This is a genomic window from Aliiglaciecola aliphaticivorans (assembly GCF_054782055.1).
In genome coordinates this window covers 79,230-100,056 of record NZ_BAAGTF010000060.1, presented here as the reverse complement: position 1 = coordinate 100,056, position 20,827 = coordinate 79,230, and the positions used below count along the sequence as shown (strand labels likewise).

The 20,827-nt window shown below is 39.5% G+C and carries 22 protein-coding genes; 11 read left to right on the top strand and 11 right to left on the bottom strand.

Annotated elements, in window-relative coordinates:
- Positions 1–227 precede the first annotated feature (227 nt).
- Positions 228–443: a hypothetical protein gene (locus ACYVIL_RS20170; protein ID WP_460314508.1), complete on the bottom strand. Its 216-nt coding sequence runs from the start codon at positions 441–443 to the stop codon at positions 228–230.
- A gap of 102 nt (positions 444–545) precedes the next feature.
- A complete protein-coding gene (locus ACYVIL_RS20165; protein ID WP_460314506.1) occupies positions 546–1,295 on the bottom strand; it encodes a helix-turn-helix domain-containing protein in 750 nt (249 codons plus the stop codon).
- 127 nt (positions 1,296–1,422) lie between these two features.
- Between ACYVIL_RS20165 and ACYVIL_RS20160 the strand changes: the two genes are divergently transcribed.
- The 3 genes from ACYVIL_RS20160 to yiaA all read left to right on the top strand — a co-directional run bounded on the left by ACYVIL_RS20160 (position 1,423) and on the right by yiaA (position 3,234).
- Positions 1,423–1,782, top strand: coding sequence for a hypothetical protein (locus ACYVIL_RS20160; RefSeq protein ID WP_460314504.1), 360 nt, complete (start codon positions 1,423–1,425; stop codon positions 1,780–1,782).
- A gap of 54 nt (positions 1,783–1,836) precedes the next feature.
- Complete coding sequence (locus ACYVIL_RS20155; protein WP_460314502.1) at positions 1,837–2,646, top strand: DUF2145 domain-containing protein; 810 nt, start codon at positions 1,837–1,839, stop codon at positions 2,644–2,646.
- A 126-nt stretch (positions 2,647–2,772) separates the two neighbouring features.
- Complete coding sequence (gene yiaA / locus ACYVIL_RS20150) at positions 2,773–3,234, top strand: inner membrane protein YiaA (RefSeq protein ID WP_460314500.1); 462 nt, start codon at positions 2,773–2,775, stop codon at positions 3,232–3,234.
- Between the two features lie 64 nt (positions 3,235–3,298).
- Here the strand turns inward: yiaA and ACYVIL_RS20145 are convergent, their stop codons facing one another.
- Entirely contained in the window at positions 3,299–3,694 is a 396-nt protein-coding gene (locus ACYVIL_RS20145) for an OsmC family protein (RefSeq protein ID WP_460314498.1), read from the bottom strand.
- A 30-nt stretch (positions 3,695–3,724) separates the two neighbouring features.
- Positions 3,725–4,558 carry a CvfB family protein gene (locus tag ACYVIL_RS20140; protein WP_303473951.1) on the bottom strand — a complete coding sequence of 278 codons (834 nt, stop codon included), beginning with the start codon at positions 4,556–4,558 and terminating at the stop codon, positions 3,725–3,727.
- A gap of 127 nt (positions 4,559–4,685) precedes the next feature.
- Here ACYVIL_RS20140 and ACYVIL_RS20135 point away from each other — a divergent pair, with 127 nt between their 5' ends.
- From ACYVIL_RS20135 to alr, 5 genes are read left to right on the top strand one after another with little or no spacing between them, the layout of a single operon-like run.
- Positions 4,686–5,414: a 5-oxoprolinase subunit PxpA gene (locus ACYVIL_RS20135; protein ID WP_460314516.1), complete on the top strand. Its 729-nt coding sequence runs from the start codon at positions 4,686–4,688 to the stop codon at positions 5,412–5,414.
- A 31-nt stretch (positions 5,415–5,445) separates the two neighbouring features.
- Positions 5,446–6,159, top strand: a complete 714-nt coding sequence (gene pxpB / locus ACYVIL_RS20130) for a 5-oxoprolinase subunit PxpB (RefSeq protein ID WP_460314495.1) — start codon at positions 5,446–5,448, stop codon at positions 6,157–6,159.
- The gene (locus ACYVIL_RS20125) at positions 6,156–7,130 is read left to right on the top strand and encodes a 5-oxoprolinase subunit C family protein (RefSeq protein WP_460314493.1); all 975 of its coding nucleotides are present in this window, start codon (positions 6,156–6,158) and stop codon (positions 7,128–7,130) included. The genes pxpB and ACYVIL_RS20125 overlap by 4 nt, the downstream gene beginning before the upstream one ends.
- A 15-nt stretch (positions 7,131–7,145) precedes the next feature.
- A complete protein-coding gene (locus ACYVIL_RS20120; protein WP_460314491.1) occupies positions 7,146–8,009 on the top strand; it encodes an aminotransferase class IV in 864 nt (287 codons plus the stop codon).
- A gap of 46 nt (positions 8,010–8,055) precedes the next feature.
- Positions 8,056–9,186 (top strand): alanine racemase, encoded by a 1,131-nt coding sequence (gene alr / locus ACYVIL_RS20115; RefSeq protein ID WP_303473955.1) that lies wholly within the window; start codon positions 8,056–8,058, stop codon positions 9,184–9,186.
- 37 nt (positions 9,187–9,223) lie between these two features.
- Here alr and fur read toward each other — a convergent pair whose 3' ends face one another.
- Positions 9,224–9,646, bottom strand: coding sequence for a ferric iron uptake transcriptional regulator (fur, locus tag ACYVIL_RS20110; protein ID WP_303474069.1), 423 nt, complete (start codon positions 9,644–9,646; stop codon positions 9,224–9,226).
- A gap of 342 nt (positions 9,647–9,988) precedes the next feature.
- On the opposite strand from fur, the gene ACYVIL_RS20105 reads away from it, so the two are divergent.
- Positions 9,989–11,941: a methyl-accepting chemotaxis protein gene (locus ACYVIL_RS20105; RefSeq protein WP_460314489.1), complete on the top strand. Its 1,953-nt coding sequence runs from the start codon at positions 9,989–9,991 to the stop codon at positions 11,939–11,941.
- 119 nt (positions 11,942–12,060) lie between these two features.
- On the opposite strand, the gene fldA is transcribed toward ACYVIL_RS20105, so the two are convergent.
- The 4 genes from fldA to ACYVIL_RS20085 form a co-directional block, all read right to left on the bottom strand.
- Positions 12,061–12,585: a flavodoxin FldA gene (gene fldA, locus ACYVIL_RS20100; RefSeq protein ID WP_303473957.1), complete on the bottom strand. Its 525-nt coding sequence runs from the start codon at positions 12,583–12,585 to the stop codon at positions 12,061–12,063.
- Between the two features lie 41 nt (positions 12,586–12,626).
- Positions 12,627–12,845, bottom strand: coding sequence for a DUF2788 domain-containing protein (locus tag ACYVIL_RS20095; protein ID WP_216047512.1), 219 nt, complete (start codon positions 12,843–12,845; stop codon positions 12,627–12,629).
- A 60-nt stretch (positions 12,846–12,905) separates the two neighbouring features.
- The gene (locus tag ACYVIL_RS20090) at positions 12,906–13,691 is read right to left on the bottom strand and encodes an alpha/beta fold hydrolase (protein ID WP_460314486.1); all 786 of its coding nucleotides are present in this window, start codon (positions 13,689–13,691) and stop codon (positions 12,906–12,908) included.
- Between the two features lie 106 nt (positions 13,692–13,797).
- A complete protein-coding gene (locus tag ACYVIL_RS20085) occupies positions 13,798–15,444 on the bottom strand; it encodes an electron transfer flavoprotein-ubiquinone oxidoreductase (RefSeq protein WP_460314484.1) in 1,647 nt (548 codons plus the stop codon).
- 434 nt (positions 15,445–15,878) lie between these two features.
- Here ACYVIL_RS20085 and ACYVIL_RS20080 point away from each other — a divergent pair, with 434 nt between their 5' ends.
- Positions 15,879–16,628, top strand: coding sequence for an electron transfer flavoprotein subunit beta/FixA family protein (locus tag ACYVIL_RS20080; RefSeq protein ID WP_460314482.1), 750 nt, complete (start codon positions 15,879–15,881; stop codon positions 16,626–16,628).
- Positions 16,628–17,554: an electron transfer flavoprotein subunit alpha/FixB family protein gene (locus ACYVIL_RS20075; protein ID WP_303473961.1), complete on the top strand. Its 927-nt coding sequence runs from the start codon at positions 16,628–16,630 to the stop codon at positions 17,552–17,554. The genes ACYVIL_RS20080 and ACYVIL_RS20075 overlap by 1 nt, the downstream gene beginning before the upstream one ends.
- Before the next feature lie 109 nt (positions 17,555–17,663).
- Here ACYVIL_RS20075 and ACYVIL_RS20070 read toward each other — a convergent pair whose 3' ends face one another.
- Positions 17,664–17,972, bottom strand: coding sequence for an isoamylase early set domain-containing protein (locus tag ACYVIL_RS20070; protein WP_303473962.1), 309 nt, complete (start codon positions 17,970–17,972; stop codon positions 17,664–17,666).
- Positions 17,973–18,461: 489 nt separating this feature from the next.
- Positions 18,462–20,768 carry a TonB-dependent receptor gene (locus ACYVIL_RS20065; RefSeq protein WP_460314479.1) on the bottom strand — a complete coding sequence of 769 codons (2,307 nt, stop codon included), beginning with the start codon at positions 20,766–20,768 and terminating at the stop codon, positions 18,462–18,464.
- Positions 20,769–20,827 lie beyond the last annotated feature (59 nt).

The window sequence follows — 20,827 nt, the reverse complement described above, 5'->3', positions numbered from 1 at the left end:
TTCCCACACAAATAAGCCCGACGAACACAGCGGGACACGCAGTGATAGTAGGGAGTGTCCGTCAAACAAATTTGACGCTTCCTTGCTAAAGGCATAGTTCTTCCTGTTGAATCTAATACCTAAAGCCTAGTTGATTACTTGAAAGAGGTGGTCTAGTTTGTGGCTGTCTTGATTTTAAATTTGTGGCTGTCCAACAAAAGAAAAGCTTAGGAGAATTTCAATCAAGCTTACTTTTTCACAGGAATACCTTTAAGTAACGCTAAAACGGCGCTGTTGTTGTTTAAATTAGCTAAATCAATGAGGTAGCTTTTTTCAAGTTCTTGCATTGAATGCCCAGATATAAGACTTTTTACAGTCTGCGTTTCGCCATTCACTATTGCGGTTTTAAGTGCAGCAAAATGCATAAAGCTATTGTCATCTTTATTTGAGTTTTCCGATGTCATTTATTCCTCCCAGGTCAAATTAAAACTCACATAGCTCGAATATTAACCTAACATATTATTCAGTGGTTTATCAATTTGTCCCATAATATTGATAAACCACCATCAACTGTCCCCATCATCAACTCTGCGCATGCTTTCAAATAGTGAGGGCTCCCAAGGTCGCATTGCCATCAATATGCCCATGTGTTGACGCTTAGATAGTGGTAGTGAGGCATCTTCTTGGTTGAGATCAGATGCTTCCTTAGTTAGCTGGTTTAACTTGCGCTGAATAATCTCTATTGACGTTTGTGAATATCTACCCCGGATATAAAGCCTGAAATTCCACTTTTCATCTTTTTTGGGAGCCATGAATTTCACCATTACCTCCTGTTCCATAAATTTCTCTAACGGACCGCCAGGTATCCATCTAAAATCTTGAGCAATCAAGGTCTTATAGTGATTATTGGGTAACAAGCTGATTATTTTAAGTTTGTCTAGTTTTGCTAATAAGTGGGTACATTCGTATTGATCAATATCGTAGTGTTCAATCAATTCGTTAAATTTCCACGAATCCCGCACACACACAGCAACCAGCAGTAATTTAGGATCGGCGAGTAATTGTAGTTCTTGTTCTTCCGTAAGTTGGCTGAGTTTCTCGGTTTGTTGCTGTGCTACCACAAACAGGTCAGAAAGTGACATCTGCAGTATGTCGCATATTTCTTCAAGACGTTCTAGTGTAAAACTATTAGTTGAAAAAATGCGTTTTATGTTGGCCTCACTCATTGCTAACTTATCGGCAAGCGCTCGATAGGTAATTTGATGTTGTTTTAAAAGTTGCTTGAGCGTTTTACTTACCTGTCCAATTTGACTCATTCCTTCCCTCGGGTATTAAAATAATAAACTAATGGTTGATGTTTAGTATACATAAAACAGTATTGTTTACACAGGGTATACCTGAAAGCTATTGTTCATCTCGTTCACAACAAACAGGAAGAACAATATGAAAGCCTTAACTACTGCTTTAATAATCATTTTATCTACATCATCTTTGAACGCACTTGCTGAAGGATCTGTCCATCATAGTGGACAGGCAAGTAAACATACTGCTTTAGCTACATCGGAAGGATTAGCTTCTACCGCTAAAGTGGCTAGCGTGGTAATGGTCACCCCAGTGATAGTCGCAGGTAGCGTGAGCTTAGTTGCTGGAAGCGCTGTTGTAGAGGCCGGGGATACATTAAGTGATGGCCTCATGTCCTCCCATAGTGCTTCTCATGAACATCATCATCAACATACATTGATTATCACTGAGCATACTATCACTGCTGATCCTGCCCCTAATCAAGTGATTAAACGACAGTAAATTAGCCTGACGCTTTTGAATAATTCTAATAACTTTTGTACGGAGACTAAGGAAATGAAATCTCGAACATATTATCTACTCATCATGATTAGTACGTTTAGTTTTTTGCCTAACATTGTATTTGCTGGCAGTCAAAGTGATGCTCCTAGTCAGCACGAGCCTAAGAAAATTATTAAATTTGCTAAAGACGTTGAAAAATATGCAGCCTCTAAGGGCGCTAGAGCATTTATTATTGCAAGAGTAGGGAGGCCAGAGAAAGATTTGCCTGAAGGAATTAAGTTTACCCATACGGCAGTAGCATTGTATTCAAATATTACCTTGGACAATGGTGAAGTAGTGCAAGGTTACGCAATACATAACCTTTATCAAATAAATGGAAAGCCGAATCAAAGTGAACTCATTGTCGACTATCCAGTGGATTTCTTCTGGGGTGTACATGAATTAACTGCCGGCATTTTAATTCCACGCAAAGAAGTACAGGAAAAACTGATAGAATTGATCGCTTCGGGAAACGATAAAGCTCTGCACAATCAACACTATTCGGTTATTGCTAACCCGTTCAATTCGACCTTTCAAAACTGTACTGAGTACACTCTAGATTTACTTAATTCGGCCATCTACGGCACGCGAAATGTTGCACAATTGAAGGTTAATGCAAAAGCACATTTCCATGCACAACAGGTCAAGACTAACCCATTTAAATTGTTTTTTGGCTCTCTATTCATGGATGATGTCACTACTAAAGATCACGACGGCAAGGTATTTACAACGACGTTTACCACCATTGGCAATTACCTAAGACAGAACGAATTGGCCAGTGAATTTATTACTTTCACGGCAAGCGGAGATATAAACTCATTGTAAGGTATATTAATAATAAACTTTAGGGCTTGAAATAAGCTACATTTAAAAATTGGGTTTATTAATGGCCTTGTTGAAGGCAAGCTTTATCCATACCTTAGATAACACATTAAACAACAGGGAATTATTATGACAACACAAACGGTAACGACTTCTATGCACGCCCCAACAAAATCTTATACCTATGCAGCTGTTGCAGCTTTGATTATCGGCATCGGTGCTTATGGTGTGGGGCTCTTTAATGCTCAAATGTTACTTAATGAAAAAGGTTACTATCTAATAACGTTACTTTATGGATTATTTTCTACAGTTTCTTTGCAGAAAAATGTACGAGATAAGGCTGAAGGTATAAACACTTCATCTATTTACAGCACCTTGTCATGGTTATCTTCCGGTCTAGCCATAGGGCTTTTAGTGATTGGTTTGATCAATGCTGATTTATTATTGAGTGAAAAGGGATTTTACGCTATGGCATATACATTAAGTTTGTTTGCAGCTGTGACTGTCCAAAAAAACGTTAGAGATAAACAAGCTTTAGATAATTCCACTGCCGTTGAAGCAGCAGAAACCACAGAACCGGTCGTAATCTAAAAACAAAAAGACATAAGCAAAACCAGTACAGCCTGTTTATCAAATAAACAGGCTTCTTTCTTTATCACTCTTCAACTCGATAAGACGTGGTTATGTTCACATTTCCAGTTAACATCAACATCACTGAACAATATTTTTCACAGGATAACTGCACTGCACGAGCTAGGTGTTTATCACTTATTTTTTCACCGCTAACTACATATTCTGCATGAATATCGGTAAATACTTTTGGAGCAGAATCTGCTCGAGTTGCTTTGAGTTCACATCGGCAACTTGTTAGAGGCAGACGAGATTTCTTCATAATTTCAACTACATCAACGGAAGAACAGGCTCCTACGGATAATAGGACTGTCTCCATTGGTGTTAATTGATCACCATTGCCATCTAATTGGAGTTTTTTACCCGATTCGGTTTCACAATCAAACAGCATATCTTTTTGCCAGGTAACAGTGGCTTGCATTTCTTGTTCCTTGTTAAGGTCGTTATAGTTTTACTTTACTAGTGTGATTTTCGTTTTATCGATTAAAATACGTTTTTGTTTAAACAGCGATCCCAAAGCCTTTTTATAGGCATTTTTACTGGCTCCAAAGCGCTGAGTAATTTCATGGGGAGGACTTTTATCGGTTAACGTTGAAAGGCCGTCATGGGCTATTAAATCGTCAATGATAAGCTCGGTTAGCTCTTTTCTTGCTTGTTCATTGTGAAACTGAAAACACAAATCAATTTTTCCGTCTTCGCGAATACGTTTAATGAAACCTTTCATCTGTTGACCAGTTCGAATTGGTTTAAACACTTCGTCCTTAAAAATTAGGCCAAGATGAGTACCATTTATCACCGCTTTGTAGCCTAAATCTGTGCGACCACAAATGATCAAATCTGCTTCTACTCCAGCTTTAAGATCATGACCCTCTTCAGATAAAAAGTCGCGAAGCTTAGTAGATGCTGCAAGGCGTCCGGTTTCTGGATCTTCAAATACATAAACGACATACTCAACACCCTCGGACATAGGGCGTTCTTGTTCACTAAAAGGAACTAAAAGATCTTTTTCTAACCCCCAATCTAAAAAAGCACCAACACGCGTTAGGCTTTTTACTTTTAATACCGCAACTTCATTTACCTGGGCGAGGGGGATCTTAGAGGTCGCAATAATGCGATCCTCGCTGTCATGATAAATAAAAACATTGACCATTTGACCAACTTCACAACCTTCAGGCGCAGAACCATTTGGCAGTAAAATACGTTCCACTTGGGAACCATCTAGATAAAATCCAAAGGGCAATTTGTCAACCACTTCTAAGCGATTCATTTTTCCAATTTGTAGCATACACCTGACTTTTTTTAAGAATAAAGTAAACTAGCGAATCTTAGTTGTGATCTGTGTGAAAATCACTATGTTGAACTCGCCTTAGATCACCATTATATCTGAATTTACATGGAGCAATAAGCGCTTGATCAAACTAAATTGTGACTTAGGTGAAAGTTATGGGGCGTGGCGCATGCCGCATGACGATTTAATTATGCCATACGTCGACATGGCTAACATTGCTTGCGGTTTTCACAGTGGTGACCCGCAGGCTATGCAATCCGCTATCGTCTCTGCAAAAAAGCACAATGTAATAATAGGTGCACATCCTTCCTACCCTGACTTACAAGGTTTTGGTCGTCGCAGTATGGCCTTGTCCGAAGCTGAACTAATTCCACTGCTACATTATCAAATTGCGGCATTAGAGGGCATGGCTAAAATTCATGCTAAAACTGTCGATTATGTCAAGCCACACGGCGCTTTATATAACGATATGATGGCTAACCAAAGTTTATTTGAAACTGTTGTAAAGGCTGTCAGTCTATATTCAGAAGGATTAATTTTGGTCGTTCAAGCGGTATCGGATTGGCAATCTTTCAAGCAAATAGCAAATAAGTATCATGTTGAACTTCAATTTGAAGCCTTTGCAGATAGGCGATATACAGAAACAGGGTTGCTATTATCCCGCGCTAAACCCGAAGCCGTGTTGCAGCTAAATGATATGTTTGCGCAGGTAAAAAGAATGGTAGAAAGCCAAGAAGTAGTATCTGCATCGGGACATGTTTTACCGTTAAAAATAGACACACTATGTGTCCATGGTGATAGTAAAGGTGCAGCCGAAGCGGTGAAACATATCCGTGAGCTATTATCTTTATGACTGTCTTTAAACTAGTTAAGTCAATCGAATCATGAAGTACCCAGAAGTTACGATAAATGTAGCCAGCGAAAATGCCTTAATTGTCTATTTTGATGGGCTAACACTCAATGAAAAAAATCAACAGGTAAGTATGTTTGTGCATCTATTGCAACAGACAGATATTCCTTGGGTGCAAGAGGTTATCCCTGCATATCATTCTGTTTTAATTAGCTTCGACATTTTTCTTACAGATTTTTTTGCAGTGAAAGCACGCATTTTAGAATTGGTTAAGACTCTACAAAATGACAATGGCGTAAACGCAGGTACTTCACTGACACCGAATATTGTTGAGATCCCGGTCTGCTATGGCTTGCCTGAAGACAACGATTTACAGCGAATTGCTAAACACAATAACATGCCTGTCCATGAAGTTATTCAACTGCACCAACAACTCAGCTACCGAGTTTATTGTTTAGGTTTTGCGCCTGGCTTCGCATTTCTAGGGGAAACCCATGACAATATAGCCACCCCTAGATTAACAGCCCCTCGTAAGAAAGTGCCAAAAGGTGCAGTGGCTATCGCTGATCGACAAACCGCTATCTATCCTAATGAATCGCCAGGAGGATGGAATATTGTTGGTGTTTGTCCGCTAGAATTATTTGCTCCAAAACGAACATCACCTTCTCCATTCAAAGTAGGCGATACCGTTAGGTTTAAGCAAATTAGTGAAGATAAGTATTACCAAATGCTGGAGCACAATTCGTGAATCATGTTATTGAAATAATGACTACTGGCTTACAAAGTATGTTAGTGGATTCAGGTCGAAGAGGCTACCAGCACTTGGGGATCACCTCTGGTGGTCCGGCAGACCGACGCAGTTGCCTATGGGCTAACTGGTTATGTGATAATAAAGATATTGCCCCTAGTATTGAAGTAGTTGGTTGCGGATTTAGTTTCAAAGCCCTTTCTTATTGCCAGGTGGCGATATCTGGGGGCGCTACTGAGATTTCTATTAATGATCGCATTTTCCTATCTTGGCGCAATTTTAAATTGAATGCCGGTGATGTTTTAACCATTAATAAATCCGATAATGGGCTTCGTAGTTATGTGGCTGTCCATCAAGGTTTTCATGTACCAGAAATCTTTGGAAGTTGCACAACGGTTATGCGCGATAGGCTAGGGGGCTTAACGCAAGACGGGCAAGTATTGAAGCTCGGAGATCAAATTGCATTCTATAGTCAAACTCCTGCCACTGAGCTCAAAATACCAAAAATCGCTCCTCTTGAGGCCCAAAGAAGTGTTAAGGTTGCGGCAAATAGTGAATTAACCTTGAGATTGGTCGAGGGCTATCAAATTAACGACTTTTCAGCTGTGGCGATAAGGCAACTATATCTTAATCAATACGTTGTAAGCCCCGACTCAAGTAGAATGGCTTGTAAGTTGACTGGCAATCCTATTGCGGCACCAAATCAACCAATGTTATCAGAAGGAATTACCCGAGGTGCTGTGCAAATTCCTCAGCAAGGGTTACCTATTATTATGTTGGATGATAGGCAGACTGTAGGAGGCTACTACAAGGTGGGCAGTGTCTTGTCCGTTGATTGTGACAAATTGTCTCAAGCAACACCTGGATGCAAAGTCACTTTTTCAGCAATTGACATTCAAACCGCCCACAACTTGGTTAATCTGGCAGAAGTTAAACACGCTAAGCTTTTCACCCGAATTCAATCTAACTAATATTTTGGCAGTAATATGACCGATTCAATTGTATTCCTTAATGGTACTTTCATGCCCCAAAGTGAGGCGATGATATCCCCACTTGATCGTGGTTTTTTGTTTGGGGATGGGATTTACGAGGTAATACCCGCCTATGACCGGAAAATGGTCGGCTTTGCTCCACATATCAGACGTTTGCAAAATAGCTTAACAGCCATAGGCATTAACTTAGATTGGTCTGAGGACAAGTGGCGACAGCTTTTAAGCGATCTGTTAAGGCAAAATAGCGGAGATAGCCTGGCCATTTATATTCAAGTGAGTCGAGGGGTCAGTCCTAAACGGCAACATGGTTTCCCTGACAATATCGAACCAACCTTATTTATGATGTGTTACGCCATTAAACCACCAGTTAATTATGATGATGGGAATCACCAAGGGTTGGCCTTAGTAAGCCAGCAAGATCTGCGCTGGCGTCAATGTCATATTAAGTCTACCTCTTTGTTGGGCAACGTTTTACATTACCAAAGTAGTCAAGATCACAATGTCGATGAATGCTTGCTTTTCAATGAAGCTGAGCAAATTACAGAAGCATCATCTTGCAATGTTTTTGTGGTTAAAAATAAACAGATTTTTACGCCGTCTTTGGACTCGCAATTATTACCAGGGATTACACGGGCAATTGTTTTAGATCTTTTGAGAACGCATACTGATTATCAAGTCTTGGAGCAAAATATCATTTTACAACAAGCTCGATCTGCGGATGAAATTTGGTTAACCAGTTCGACTAAAAATATTGCACCAGCGATAACCTTAGACGGAGAAAAAATTGGAAGTGGCAAGATTGGAAAAACATATAAAGAAGTGAATTCGTTATTTAATCAATTTAAATATGATTACTGACTTTTAATTTTTTACTACTTTTTATTGCATCAGGACACGCGACTTAATGACACGCCCCACTGAAATTACAATCGATTTAAACGCTTTAATTGCAAATTGCCATTATGCTCAATCACTATCTCCAGACAGTCAAACTGTGGCGGTGGTTAAAGCGGATGCTTATGGCCATGGTGCAGCAGAAATTGCTAAGGCGCTGGAACAAACTGTTTCTATGTTTGCGGTCTCTAGCTTAGAAGAAGGAATTGAATTACGTCAACAAGGTATTACTGCACCAATATTGTTGTTGGAAGGATGTTTTAGCTTAGAGGAACTGTTTATCGCCTGTCAATATGGGTTTAGCGTGGTTATGCATAACCTTTATCAGTGTCAAATGCTTGAAAATTTGGACGCGAAACAACAGATTGCTATTTGGTTGAAGGTTGATACCGGTATGCATAGACTTGGCTTTTTGCCTGAACAGGTCATGGATATTTACGCAAGGTTAAAAGGCGTAAAGCAGGTAAAAAATGTGGTGCTCATGACGCATTTATCTTCTGCTGACGAAACTAATAATCACTTTACCAATCAACAAATTGAAAAATTTGCCAACTGTCATAAGCAGTTGGAGAGCCATTTTTCTATTCAAATTGAAACCAGTATCGCTAATTCTGCGGGGCTTAAAGCTTGGCCTATAGCGCGGGGGACATGGAATCGTCCTGGCATCATGTTATATGGCGTTTCGCCGTTTATGCCCACGAATAAACTGTCTGTAGATAACTTACCTGAGCATAGCATGCAGCAACAACTACTCCCTGTTATGGCGTTTATGTCCAAGGTGATTGCTCTTAGGAATGTGCCTAAAGGAGAAACGGTGGGCTATGGGAATACTTGGGTCGCCAGCAAAGATTCTGTCGTGGCCACCATCGCTGCAGGATATGGTGATGGATACCCTCGTACTGCTAAGCTTGGTACTCCAGTGTTAGTGAATAGACAACACGCTAAGTTGTGTGGCAGAGTCTCTATGGATATGATCACTGTTGACGTGACAGGCTTAACAGGGATAGAAATTGATTCAGAGGTAGAGTTGTGGGGAAAAAATTTATTGGTAAATGAAGTGGCATCTTGGGCAGATACTATAGGTTATGAACTAGTCACTAGAATGCCAAAACGCACTCGTCGCAGAACCATCAATTCATAGAAGATTGAATTTCAATTCAATCTTCTCTTCATCGTGACTAATCTTCGTCACAAGTTCCGTCAGTGCACTCACCATACAGATACAAACTGTGATGGGTTAATTTCATTTTATTTTGAGCTGCTACTTCTTCTTGACGTTTTTCAATAATCGGATCTTCAAATTCGATCACTTTGCCACATTTTAAACATACTAAATGATCGTGATGTTGCTTATGACTGATTTCAAATACGGATTTACCACCTTCAAAATGATGTCTGTTTAATATTCCGGCATCATCAAATTGATTGAGAACGCGATAAACCGTGGCTAAGCCTATTTCTTCACCTTGTTCTATTAATAGCTTGTATACGTCTTCCGCACTTATATGTTGGTTTGCAGGCGCTTGCAAAACCTCGAGAATTTTTAATCTTGGTAGGGTTATTTTAAGCCCTGCTTTTTTTAATTCTTTATTTTGATCCATCTGTTTTTCTAAACGATAACTGGTGGCTTCATTATAGGGAAGTATAGGAAATATGAAAGGGATAGCGAACAAACTAATCATTAAAGTCGTTAAATATTCCGACCAAAGCAACATTTTTGTAACATGCTACTCTTTAAGGATGATCCAAAGAATGAAATCTAACTACCAAGGTGACTGCGCAAATTAGCTAAATTAGGTGGGCTGGGCCAAGCTGACGTCAATGTTAATGAAAACTCATCGAGGTTGGTTAATAAAATAATAGATTAATTAGGGCTAAAGTTAATTATGGGACTTAATGTCATAGGCAAAATTATTACCGGTTTTATATTGTTCGGGTGTGTAATGTTAGTCACAAATTTAGTTTCTTATCTTAGTTTAGATGACATACGTCAATCAGCTAAAAGTGTGGTTCAACACAAAATGCCAGTGCAGGGAAACATGTTACAAATTCAAACCGGTATTTTGTCACTTGCCACAATCTCGACTAAAGGTTATTTCGAACAATCATTGGATGAATTAGACGCTAATCAACAGAACTTTGAGCTATTATCATCGGAGTTTTTGCTTAATCTTGAAAACCTTGATCAACTAATAGGTGCTAAAAATGTTTCTTTTCAACAGGGTTTACAGAGCGCTTTAGCATACGTTGAGCAATCTAAAAGTATGTTCCAGGCAAAACGCAACCAATTATTATTGAATATTGAGATCAAGCAGACAGCCACCAATATTGTTGCCATGGCGGACGAAACCAGCGCCCTGTTAGGCGATATGACATTTTTGGAAAACGAGGATCCTAATCTTGAAGTGTTAATAGGTACAGCCATTAATGCAGATAACAAAATTATGCCATTGTTTACTTCCATCAAAGAGTATATTGCTACTAATGATAATCAATTAAGTGAAACCATCAAGGGTGACATTGAGTTTACTCTGAGCAACGTACAAGTCGACATCGACTATATTAATAGATTAGCACAAAGCATTGATACTGAAGGATACGTGCAGTCGCTCAATGAACAATTTTTGCAGTTACAAAATACACTACAGCAAGAGCCCGGTTTGTTTTCAAAACAAGGTAACAGACTAGACTTAATACTTCAGGCAAACGCTTTTTACGCTATTGCGAATGAGCATTTAGATGGTGCAAGGCAGCATTTTTCAACGGTTTTTTCAGAGGTCAATCAAGACACGTTGCTAGGGCAACAGGCCATTATAGAAACGGTTAACTCAAATATCTGGAAGGGGTTAATCTTATTGATTTTTGCCCTATTGGCAGCGATCGTATTTGGCAGCATTGCCACACGTAGTATCGCCCTGCCGTTGGCCAGAATTAATCGCAGTTTGGCTGTAATTAGCAGTGGAGATTTAACCCACAAAGCTTATTCTACAAACCAAGATGAGTTTGCGGTATTGGCAAAGAACGTTAATAAGGTCACTGAAAACTTGCATGCAGTGATTGAAAAGATCCTTATTCAAGAAAAGTCATTGGAAAATGCTACGGTGACGACAGCCAATTTAAGTAAACAAACGTTGCATCAAGTTGAGCAACAAAAGGAACAGTTGGGCTTAACAGCATTGGATACCCATTCAATTCGACAAGCCAGTAAAATGAATACCGAACATATTCAAAATGGAATGCAGCAGTTGCAACAGGTAAGCTTACAAAGTGCCAATGTCAGAAAGTTAGTATCCTCCACGCAAACTCAAATATCTGAACAAACTCAGCAAGCTGCTCACTCCTCAAAAATAATTAATAGATTAGATGAAAATAGTAAGAAAATCGGCAGTATTTTAGATGTGATTAAAACTATTGCCGAGCAAACTAACTTGTTAGCCTTAAATGCTGCGATAGAGGCAGCGCGAGCGGGTGAACAGGGGAGAGGCTTTGCTGTGGTTGCTGATGAAGTGCGCACGTTAGCAAATCGTACTCAAAACTCCACGGAAGAAATTGAATCTATGATAGCCAGTTTTCAGACCGATGCAGAACAAGCAGTCAAGGCTATCAATACAGGTGCAAATTACGCCAAGCAAAGCGAAGCGCAAATTTTTGATGTGGCGCAACAAGTCGCTGAAATATACGAAACCATAGATAGTTTACGGAAAATGAATCAAGATATTGTCAGCGATAGTGTAGAACAAGATGGGTTATTTGAGAAAATAGCAGATAACCTAGCCGAGATTGTTGTTTTGGCTGAGAAAAGTGCAGAATCTACTCATTCTTCTGCAGCGGCAAATCAAACACTAACGGATTTAATGGTGGAAATGAAAAAAGCGGTTAGTCAGTTTAAATTGTAGTATTTATACAAAGCTAATATTGTTTAATTACTTATTTTTACGCCAAAAAATAAGCGCTAGGGTTGTTAAAACCGACCAACGCTTGTGTACACAGAAGAGGGCATGCTAAATTCGAAAGATTAGGCTAATTCAGACAAACAAAGTTCTTCGTGAATTTGCTTACACCAATCTTTCACTCTTTGTTCCGTTAACTCGGGTTGACGATCTTCATCAATACCTAGCCCAACAAAATGCTCATCATCTGCCATGCCTTTAGATGCTTCAAAATCATAACCTTCACAAGGCCATTGGCCGACCAGAATAGCGCCTCTAGCTTCGACGATATCACGAATCATGCCCATCGCATCTAGGAAATATTCGGCGTAATCTTCTTGATCGCCACAACCAAAAATAGCCACTAGTTTGTCATTGAAATCAATTTCTTCCAACTCCGGGAAAAAATCATCCCAATCACATTGAGCTTCACCGTAATACCAAGTTGGGATCCCGAATAAAAGTAAATCAAACTCAGCAATGTCTTCTTTACTGCTTTTAGCAATATCGTGAACATCAATAAGGTTCTTACCCAGTTCTTTTTGGATCATTTTTGCAACGTGCTCTGTGTTGCCTGTATCACTTCCAAAAAATAAACCTACACTTGCCATTCCAACTTTCCTTTACTTAACTAATTCGATGCCTAATTATATTAAATACCACTGTTTTCCCAAAAGATCTGGATCAAACCTTTAGCAATAAAACCGGCTGCACCTAAAAATAAAACAAGATAAACAACGGCTCGACCAAGGAAGGGCACATTGTTCTTTTTTAACACATCGTGTATCGCAAATCCCATTAAGGCAAAAAGCGCAACCAAGGTCAGGTTTAACACGATAGCTTCTATTTGCTCATAATATTCATTTAGCATCGCAAAACCTTCTGAATAAAAAAACGCGCAGAATATACCATACAAAGTGACACAAGCGAATTACCCACAAGTATCATTTTGCAAAAAATCGTTAACCAAACGATTAAAAATGACGGGTTTTTGAGCATGTAACCAGTGACCAGCCGAGCCAATCACTTTTGCACTGCTGTTTGGAAACAAAGCACTAATTGCTGATTTGTGTTCTGGCAATATGTAATCTGACTGACCACCTTTAATAAAGAGTACGGGGGCCAAGCAAACATTATCACTAGCAATTCCTTCAGAAATAGCCGAGTAATCACGTTGCAACAGCGGTAAGTTAAAATCCCAGCGCCACTTGCCATCAACTTGCTTTAAACTTTTTAGTAAGAATTGACTGACACCTGGCTCTTTTAAATATTCAGACATCACAGCATCAGCATCACTTCGTGAAGTTATGCTTTCTAAGTTCACCGCGTTTAATGCACTAAAAACGTTCTGATGACGAGGTGTATAGCTTACCGGAGCAATATCAGCTACAACTAGCTTTTCGATTAGTTGGGGATTATCAAGGGCTATTTTCATGGCTATTTTACCACCCAAAGAATGCCCTAAAATGGATACTTTTTGGATGTTCAAAGACGCTATTAATTGCACTATTTTGTTGGCATACCCGGTGAACGAGAATCCGTCAGTGAAGGCGGATTTACCGTGATCAGGTAAGTCGATACTCAGTACATTGTATTTGCTTTCAAGAGCTTTTCTTACCATAGACAAATTATCTAGGCTGCCAAAAAGGCCATGTAAAAGTACTAAATAAGGTTTTTCAGCTTCGTTGCTGCTTAGATGATAATTAATTGATTGCATAAGTAGTTAGATAGGGATAAGTGAACGGATATACAAGCAATTTAATTGAATTAATTGCACATAGCCAGAAATTAGCAATTTTCTGCCTATGTGCTTAATCATTTAGTTACATATTCGGGTAATTAGGTCCCCCTGCGCCTTCAGGCGTCACCCACACGATATTTTGTGTAGGGTCTTTAATGTCGCAGGTTTTACAATGTACACAGTTCTGAGCATTAATTTGTAGCTGTTTATCGCCTTCTGGGCTGTCAATAATCTCATACACACCGGCAGGGCAATACCTTTGCGCAGGTTCATCGTATTTGGGCAAATTAATGACAATAGGCGTAGCGGGATCTTTTAATCGCAAATGACAAGGCTGATCTTCTTCATGGTTGGTATTGGATAAAAAGACCGAAGAGAGTTTGTCAAAGCTAATAACACCATCAGGTTTAGGATAATCTATTTTAGTAAATTCACTCGCTAAACCAATAGCGCCGTGATCAGTACTTGTATCTTTTAACTTAAACAGAACTTTTCCGCCCAAGATATTTTGTTCAAAGGTATTATAAGCGCCCCCTAAAAAGGTGCCAAACTTGTGCAAGGCTGCGCCGAAATTCTGTGAACTATACAGTTCTTTATACAACCACGAGTTCTCAAATTTCTCAGTGTAGGACGTTAGGTCTTGACCGACTTTATCTTGGCTAATAGCTTCCACTATGGTTTCAGCTGCTAAGATACCGGATTTCATGGCAGTATGATTTCCCTTAATTTTTGCGAAATTAAGAGTACCCGCGTCGCAACCCACCAGAATTCCACCCGGGAAGGTCATCTTGGGCAGGGAGTTATATCCACCTTTAGCAATCGCTCTCGCGCCATAAGATACACGCTTGCCGCCTTCTAAGTATTGTTTCAATACAGGGTGTTGTTTTACTCTTTGGAATTCATCAAAGGGACTCAAGTGCGGGTTTTTATAATTTAGGTCGATAATGATACCCACTAAAACTTGATTGTTTTCAGCATGGTAAAGATAGCTGCCGCCTGTTTCACTGCTTAGAGGCCAACCCGCAGTGTGAACCACTAAACCTTCTTGGTGTTTGCTAGGATCGATATCCCAAATTTCTTTAAAACCAATACCGTAATGTTGAGGTGCAGCATCTTTATCGAGTTCAAATTTAGATATAAGTTGTTTGCCTAAGTGACCTCGACAACCTTCAGCAAACACTGTGTATTTAGCTCTTAGTTCCATGCCAGGCATATAGCTGTCTTTGTGTTCGCCTGTCTCGCTTATGCCCATGTCGCCAGTAATAATTCCGCCGACGCTGCCGTCCTGATTATAAATTATTTCTGAAGCGGCGAAACCGGGGAAAACTTCCACTCCCAATTGCTCAGCCTGTTCCGCCAACCAACGACAGACGTTACCCATACTGACGATATAATTCCCATGATTATGCATAGTCTTAGGTGTCATAAAGTTAGGTAATTGCGTAGCAGAATTTTCACTTTTTAGATAATAAATGTGGTCTTCGGTCACTTTAGTCGTGATAGGAGCACCACGCTCATTCCAGTCCGGAAAGAGTTCATCCATTGCTTGAGTTTCAAACACTGCGCCTGAAAGAATATGAGCACCTACCTCAGAACCTTTTTCGACAACACATACCATAAGCTCTTGTTCGTTTTGCTGAGCTAATTGCATAATTTTACATGCGGTTGATAGACCAGCTGGACCTGCGCCTACTACCACCACATCGAACTCCATCGATTCACGTTCCACGGGTTTCTCCCTTATAGATATCTATTAATTAAAGAAATAAATAGTTAAGCAACTATCACTCATACTTACCAAAATTGTTTGCTACTATTCATCACGCATATAGTTTCCATTATCTACTACATAGCACCTGATAACGTCCTTTTGCTTGATATTAATGTTAACTATATCAAATAGTTAGGGCTTAATTAAAATGTAAATGTGAAGCAATAATAAGGTTGAAAAATAGTACTTTTTATTAACATTAACATAATAAAACTGAAGCTCAAATGGAAATTATTGGCTATATTTATGGCTAAAATACTGAAACATTGATTTGTAAGTTTGTAATACAGTCGTTGACGTTTAGGTAAACAGCCAGTAAATTTAGACAACCTTACAAATACGCAGATTTTGCGTTACAACTTTTCGACACTTTATATCGTATAGAGGTAAACATGAAAATTTTAGTGCCGGTTAAACGTGCCATTGATTACAACGTAAAAGTTCGCGTTAAAGCCGATAACAGCGCGGTCGATTTGACCAATACAAAAATGTCAATTAATCCATTTTGTGAAATTGCTGTAGAAGAGGCGGTTCGATTAAAAGAAAAAGGTATTGCTGATGAAATTGTAGTGGTTTCAATTGGTGACAAAGCCTGCCAAGAGCAAATTAGAACAGCCCTAGCTTTGGGAGCTGATCGTGGTATCCAAATCGATACCAGTGAAAATTTAGATTCCCTTCAAGTGGCAAAACTATTAGCAAAAGTGGTTGAAGAAGAACAACCAGGGTTGGTTATTTTAGGTAAACAGTCAATTGACTCCGACAACAACCAAACCGGTCAAATGTTAGCTGCCATTTCAGGTATGCCTCAAGGTACTTTTGCATCTGTTGTTGATGTTGAAGGTGAAAAAGTGAAAGTGACACGGGAAATCGACGGTGGTTTGCAAACTGTTGAATTGAATCTTCCAGCCGTAGTCACTACAGATTTACGACTTAATGAACCCCGTTATGCAACTCTGCCTAATATCATGAAAGCAAAACGTAAACCCATTGATGTTAAACCAGCTGATGGTTTCGGAGTATCTCTTACATCGAATGTGAAAACATTGAAAGTTACTCCACCAGCACAGCGTTCAGGTGGCATAAAAGTGGCAGATGTAGCAGAGCTGGTCAACAAATTAAAAACTGAAGCGAAGGTGATCTAATGGCTGTTTTAGTATATGCAGAACACGACAATGAACAATTAAAAACTGAAACTCACAAACTAGTCAATGCAGCCAGTAAAATGGCAGCTGACGTAGTTGTTTTGGTTGCTGGGCAAGATTGTGCAGCAGTCGCTGAACAAGCAACTAAAATTTCCGGCGTAAGCAAAGTATTGCTGGCCGATAACGCAGAATATGCTCACCAAATGGCTGAGAATATTGCTGACTTAGTCACTGAGTTAGCTGCAGATTATTCCCATGTAATTGCAGCGGCAACGACTACGGGTAAGAACTTTATGCCCCGTGTAGCAGCCCTTTTAGATGTTGCACAAATTTCCGATGTTATCGCAGTAGAGAGCGAAGATACCTTTGTGCGTCCAATTTATGCGGGTAATGCGATTGCTACTGTACAAAGTAGTGATAGCAAAAAGGTACTTACTGTGCGTGCGTCAGCATTTGATGGAGCAGAAGAAAGTGGTTCTGCTGCAGTTGAAACAATTGATACCCTTAAAGTTGCCGATAAATCAGCATTTGTCAGCGCAGAGCTTACCGAATCTGAGCGTCCTGAATTAACCGCTGCTGAGGTGATTATTTCAGGTGGTCGCGGTATGCAAAATGGTGAAAACTTCAAATTACTTGAAGGTATCGCTGATAAGTTAGGCGCTGCTATTGGTGCTTCACGTGCTGCTGTTGATGCTGGCTTTGTGCCAAATGATATGCAAGTAGGGCAGACGGGTAAGATTGTCGCTCCTCAATTATACATTGCGGTAGGGATCTCTGGTGCTATTCAGCATTTAGCGGGTATGAAAGATTCAAAAGTGATTGTTGCTATTAATAAGGATGAAGAAGCGCCAATTTTCCAAGTAGCCGATTATGGCTTAGTGGGCGATTTGTTTGATGTATTGCCTGAGTTAGAAGCTGCACTTTAAACTATATAGAAAAATCAAAAAGGCAGTCTGCTATGATGAAGCAAGACTGCCTTTTTTATAATTCATGATAATTTGGTTTGGTTTTCTCTTTTAAAATAGCTTACAAAAATTACACTGATACGACTGAGTTTTCGTCAAACGAAATTGGCGATGTCACATAAGCATCCGCGTTCCAATCGTTTTCCCACTCTTCATCATTTAACAAATATCGAAATTGATACTCTGCATCCGCAGGTAGGTTTATGGTTGAAGAAAAAGAACCGTTCTTCAATTTCTTCATAGGAGATGTCTCGATATCCCAATCATTGAAATCTCCTACTAAACGCACTGTTTCAGCATTCTTAGCTTCTTCTTTCGACAACTTGAAAGTGACTTTACACACTGGTTTTGACTTAAGGTATTGTTTCTTGAAGCTCATATGCCCCTCCGCATGGTAATTAAATTACATTAATAGTCTATTAATTCGGCAATATTACAGTTTTAATCTAATTTTGTGAAATGGAATTACAAAAAATCACGTTCATTGACTGTAAATCATACAAAACATGCCCTTTATCGGTGCAAAATTTAGATGGTGTCTAAATTTTATGCACTTATTTAGTGTAAAACAAGGCATATTGAACGATCAATTTGCTTATACTCTCTATTAACTCAGAAATTGTGCCACTTTGTTTTAATCTAGATCAAATAGTAGCCATTTGTTGATATAAAATTAATCCACTACGTTCAACATTAGTGCTTTGTGTTTTTATTTTGAGATTTGAATAATTAGTAACTTACTTAATTGTTGTTTGGAATAATACAAGTTGGATAACACAAATAAGCTGTATACATGTAGTAAACCACTTACATTGGCAGAAAAAAACGATCCCTAAGGATCGCTTTTAGTTTTATAGAATATTTTTCCTTAATAGAAGCTAATTTTTGCTTCAATACCAAAGATGCGAGGTTGATTCACTATTCCTGTCAGGTTATTAAAATCAATTGCACCTTTTACGTTTTCTTCATCGGTTATATTTCTACCAAAGAGTGCAATGCTGTAGTTGTTTTGATAGTTTTCATAGCCAATGCGTAGTCCGCCTTCATAATTACTGTCAGTGGTAAATTCCACGGAGTCATATAAAAATAAGCTGGTTTCACCTTGGAAAGCCCAATCGGTGAAAACAAATATTTCACCATCATCGCCAACCGGGGTCGCGTATCTCGCAGTGAAGTTGAAAATGGTTTCCGGTGCTTGTGGAAATGCGTTGCCATCAATGCTAGCTGCGTATCCATCTGGGCGAGGATCGAAGACAGTACAATTACCCGTGAAAGCAAAATCTGCGCTGGCGCCACAAGGTAAAATAGTTAAATTTTCGTCTTGAATTTCAGTGTGGTTATAACTGTATCCTGCAGTTAACGTCAGATAATCGGTGACCAAATATTCCACATCGATTTCAAACCCGTAGCCAACACCTTTGTCAGCATTGATCAACGCTGTGGTGTTCGCTCCACCGCCAATTGCACTGAGTTGCATGTCATCAATTTCATAGTAAAAAGCAGCGGCATTAATACGTAAAGTATCATCTAGTAGGTCTTTTTTGATTCCTATCTCTGCGGAGTTGATAGTCTCTGCTTCGGCCACTGACGGATCCGATTCAAATGCAATATCTCGTCCCTGAATGGTTTGTGCTCTAAAACCATTTGCTAATCGAGCAAATAAAGAAGTATCGCTATCCAGTTTATAATTGGCGCTGATTTCCCAACTTAATTGGTCGTCATCTACATTGATATCTTCGTAGTCTTGTATTGAGGCTGCACCAATCACCAGGGCAAAGCCATCAACATTTTGTTCGCCAACCATTAACGATTTTTCATCATAGGTATAACGCAAGCCACCAGTCACCTCTAATTTATCGTTAACTTGATAAGAAGTTTGGCCAAAAATAGCCCAAGTGGTGTTTTCATGAAAGACCGTTGTCGCGCCGTAAAATCCATCAATACTGGTCACATTAAACGATGCATCATAATAAAATGCACCCAGTTGCCAGCTCAAGGCATCATCGGTTTCACTGGCCAGGCGAATTTCCTGCGTGAATTGCTCTAAATCATCTAATTTATCTTGGGTGACTGCAGAAAAGGCAATATTTCCAGGGTAGGTGGTTTCTTCCGTTCCATCGCCGTTAATATCAGCTGGTTCATTTAAAACAACACCACCATCAATATCGCCTAAACTATATCCATCGGCTTGTTCATAGGCGGTAATACTGGTTAAAGACATGTCTTCTAGGCCAAACTCTAATTTCAGAGACGCACCATAGTTGCTATATTCTTGTGGATTGTTGTCAGCTCCATTACCGTCAATATCGCCATCATAATAAAGTACATCTCGGTCAAAATTTTCATTTAGATCGTTGCTACCTTTTGTAAAGATATTCGCTCGGAAAATGGAAGCTGTGCCGTCGAGTTCTCTGCCATGAACATTGAGTAGTGCAGAAAAGTCATCACTTGGAGAAAACAGTAATTGGCCGCGCCATGCTTTTTCATCGAAACCACCCATGGCGTCGTTTTCTCCTGTGTAGGCATTATCTATCCAATCGTCACGGTTTTGCGATAAAACGGAAAAACGTCCAGCTAGGTTATCGGTTAACCCACCTCCCACTGCACCTTCAAAGTTCAAAGTACCTAAATTACCCACACCTAGTTTCATGTAAGCATCGAAGTCTTCACTGGGTTTTACGGAATCAAATTTTACAATACCCGCAGTGGTATTGCGTCCAAATAACGTCCCTTGAGGGCCACGTATCACTTCTACCTGAGAGACATCAAATAATGGAAAACTTTTCAGAATAACATTCTCTTTTACGACGTCATCCATCACGATAGAAACTGGCTGAGAAGCTGCTAAATCAAAATCTGAATTGCCCAGTCCTCGAATATAAAAGCGAGGTGCGACTCGACCATTGGATGTTTCGGCATAAAGGCCTGGCACTCTTACCGCCAAAGCAATGATATCCTCACCACCTGAAAAGATACTTTCGAAACGTTCGCCGCTTAATGTGGCTATAGAAATAGGTACATCCTGAATACTTTGTGTACGTTTTTGCGCAGTTACTGTGATTTTTTCCAGACTACGTTCAGTCGCCTCTGTATTCTGCTCTTGGGCAAAGCTTAATTGGCTGATTAAAGCCGATTGGATACACAAAGCAATAGCTGTTTTGTTAAGTTTTTTCATAATATGACCAGTTATTAGTAAATTTAAGTGTGTGTTTATCCTTGTGCTTTTTCTATCAA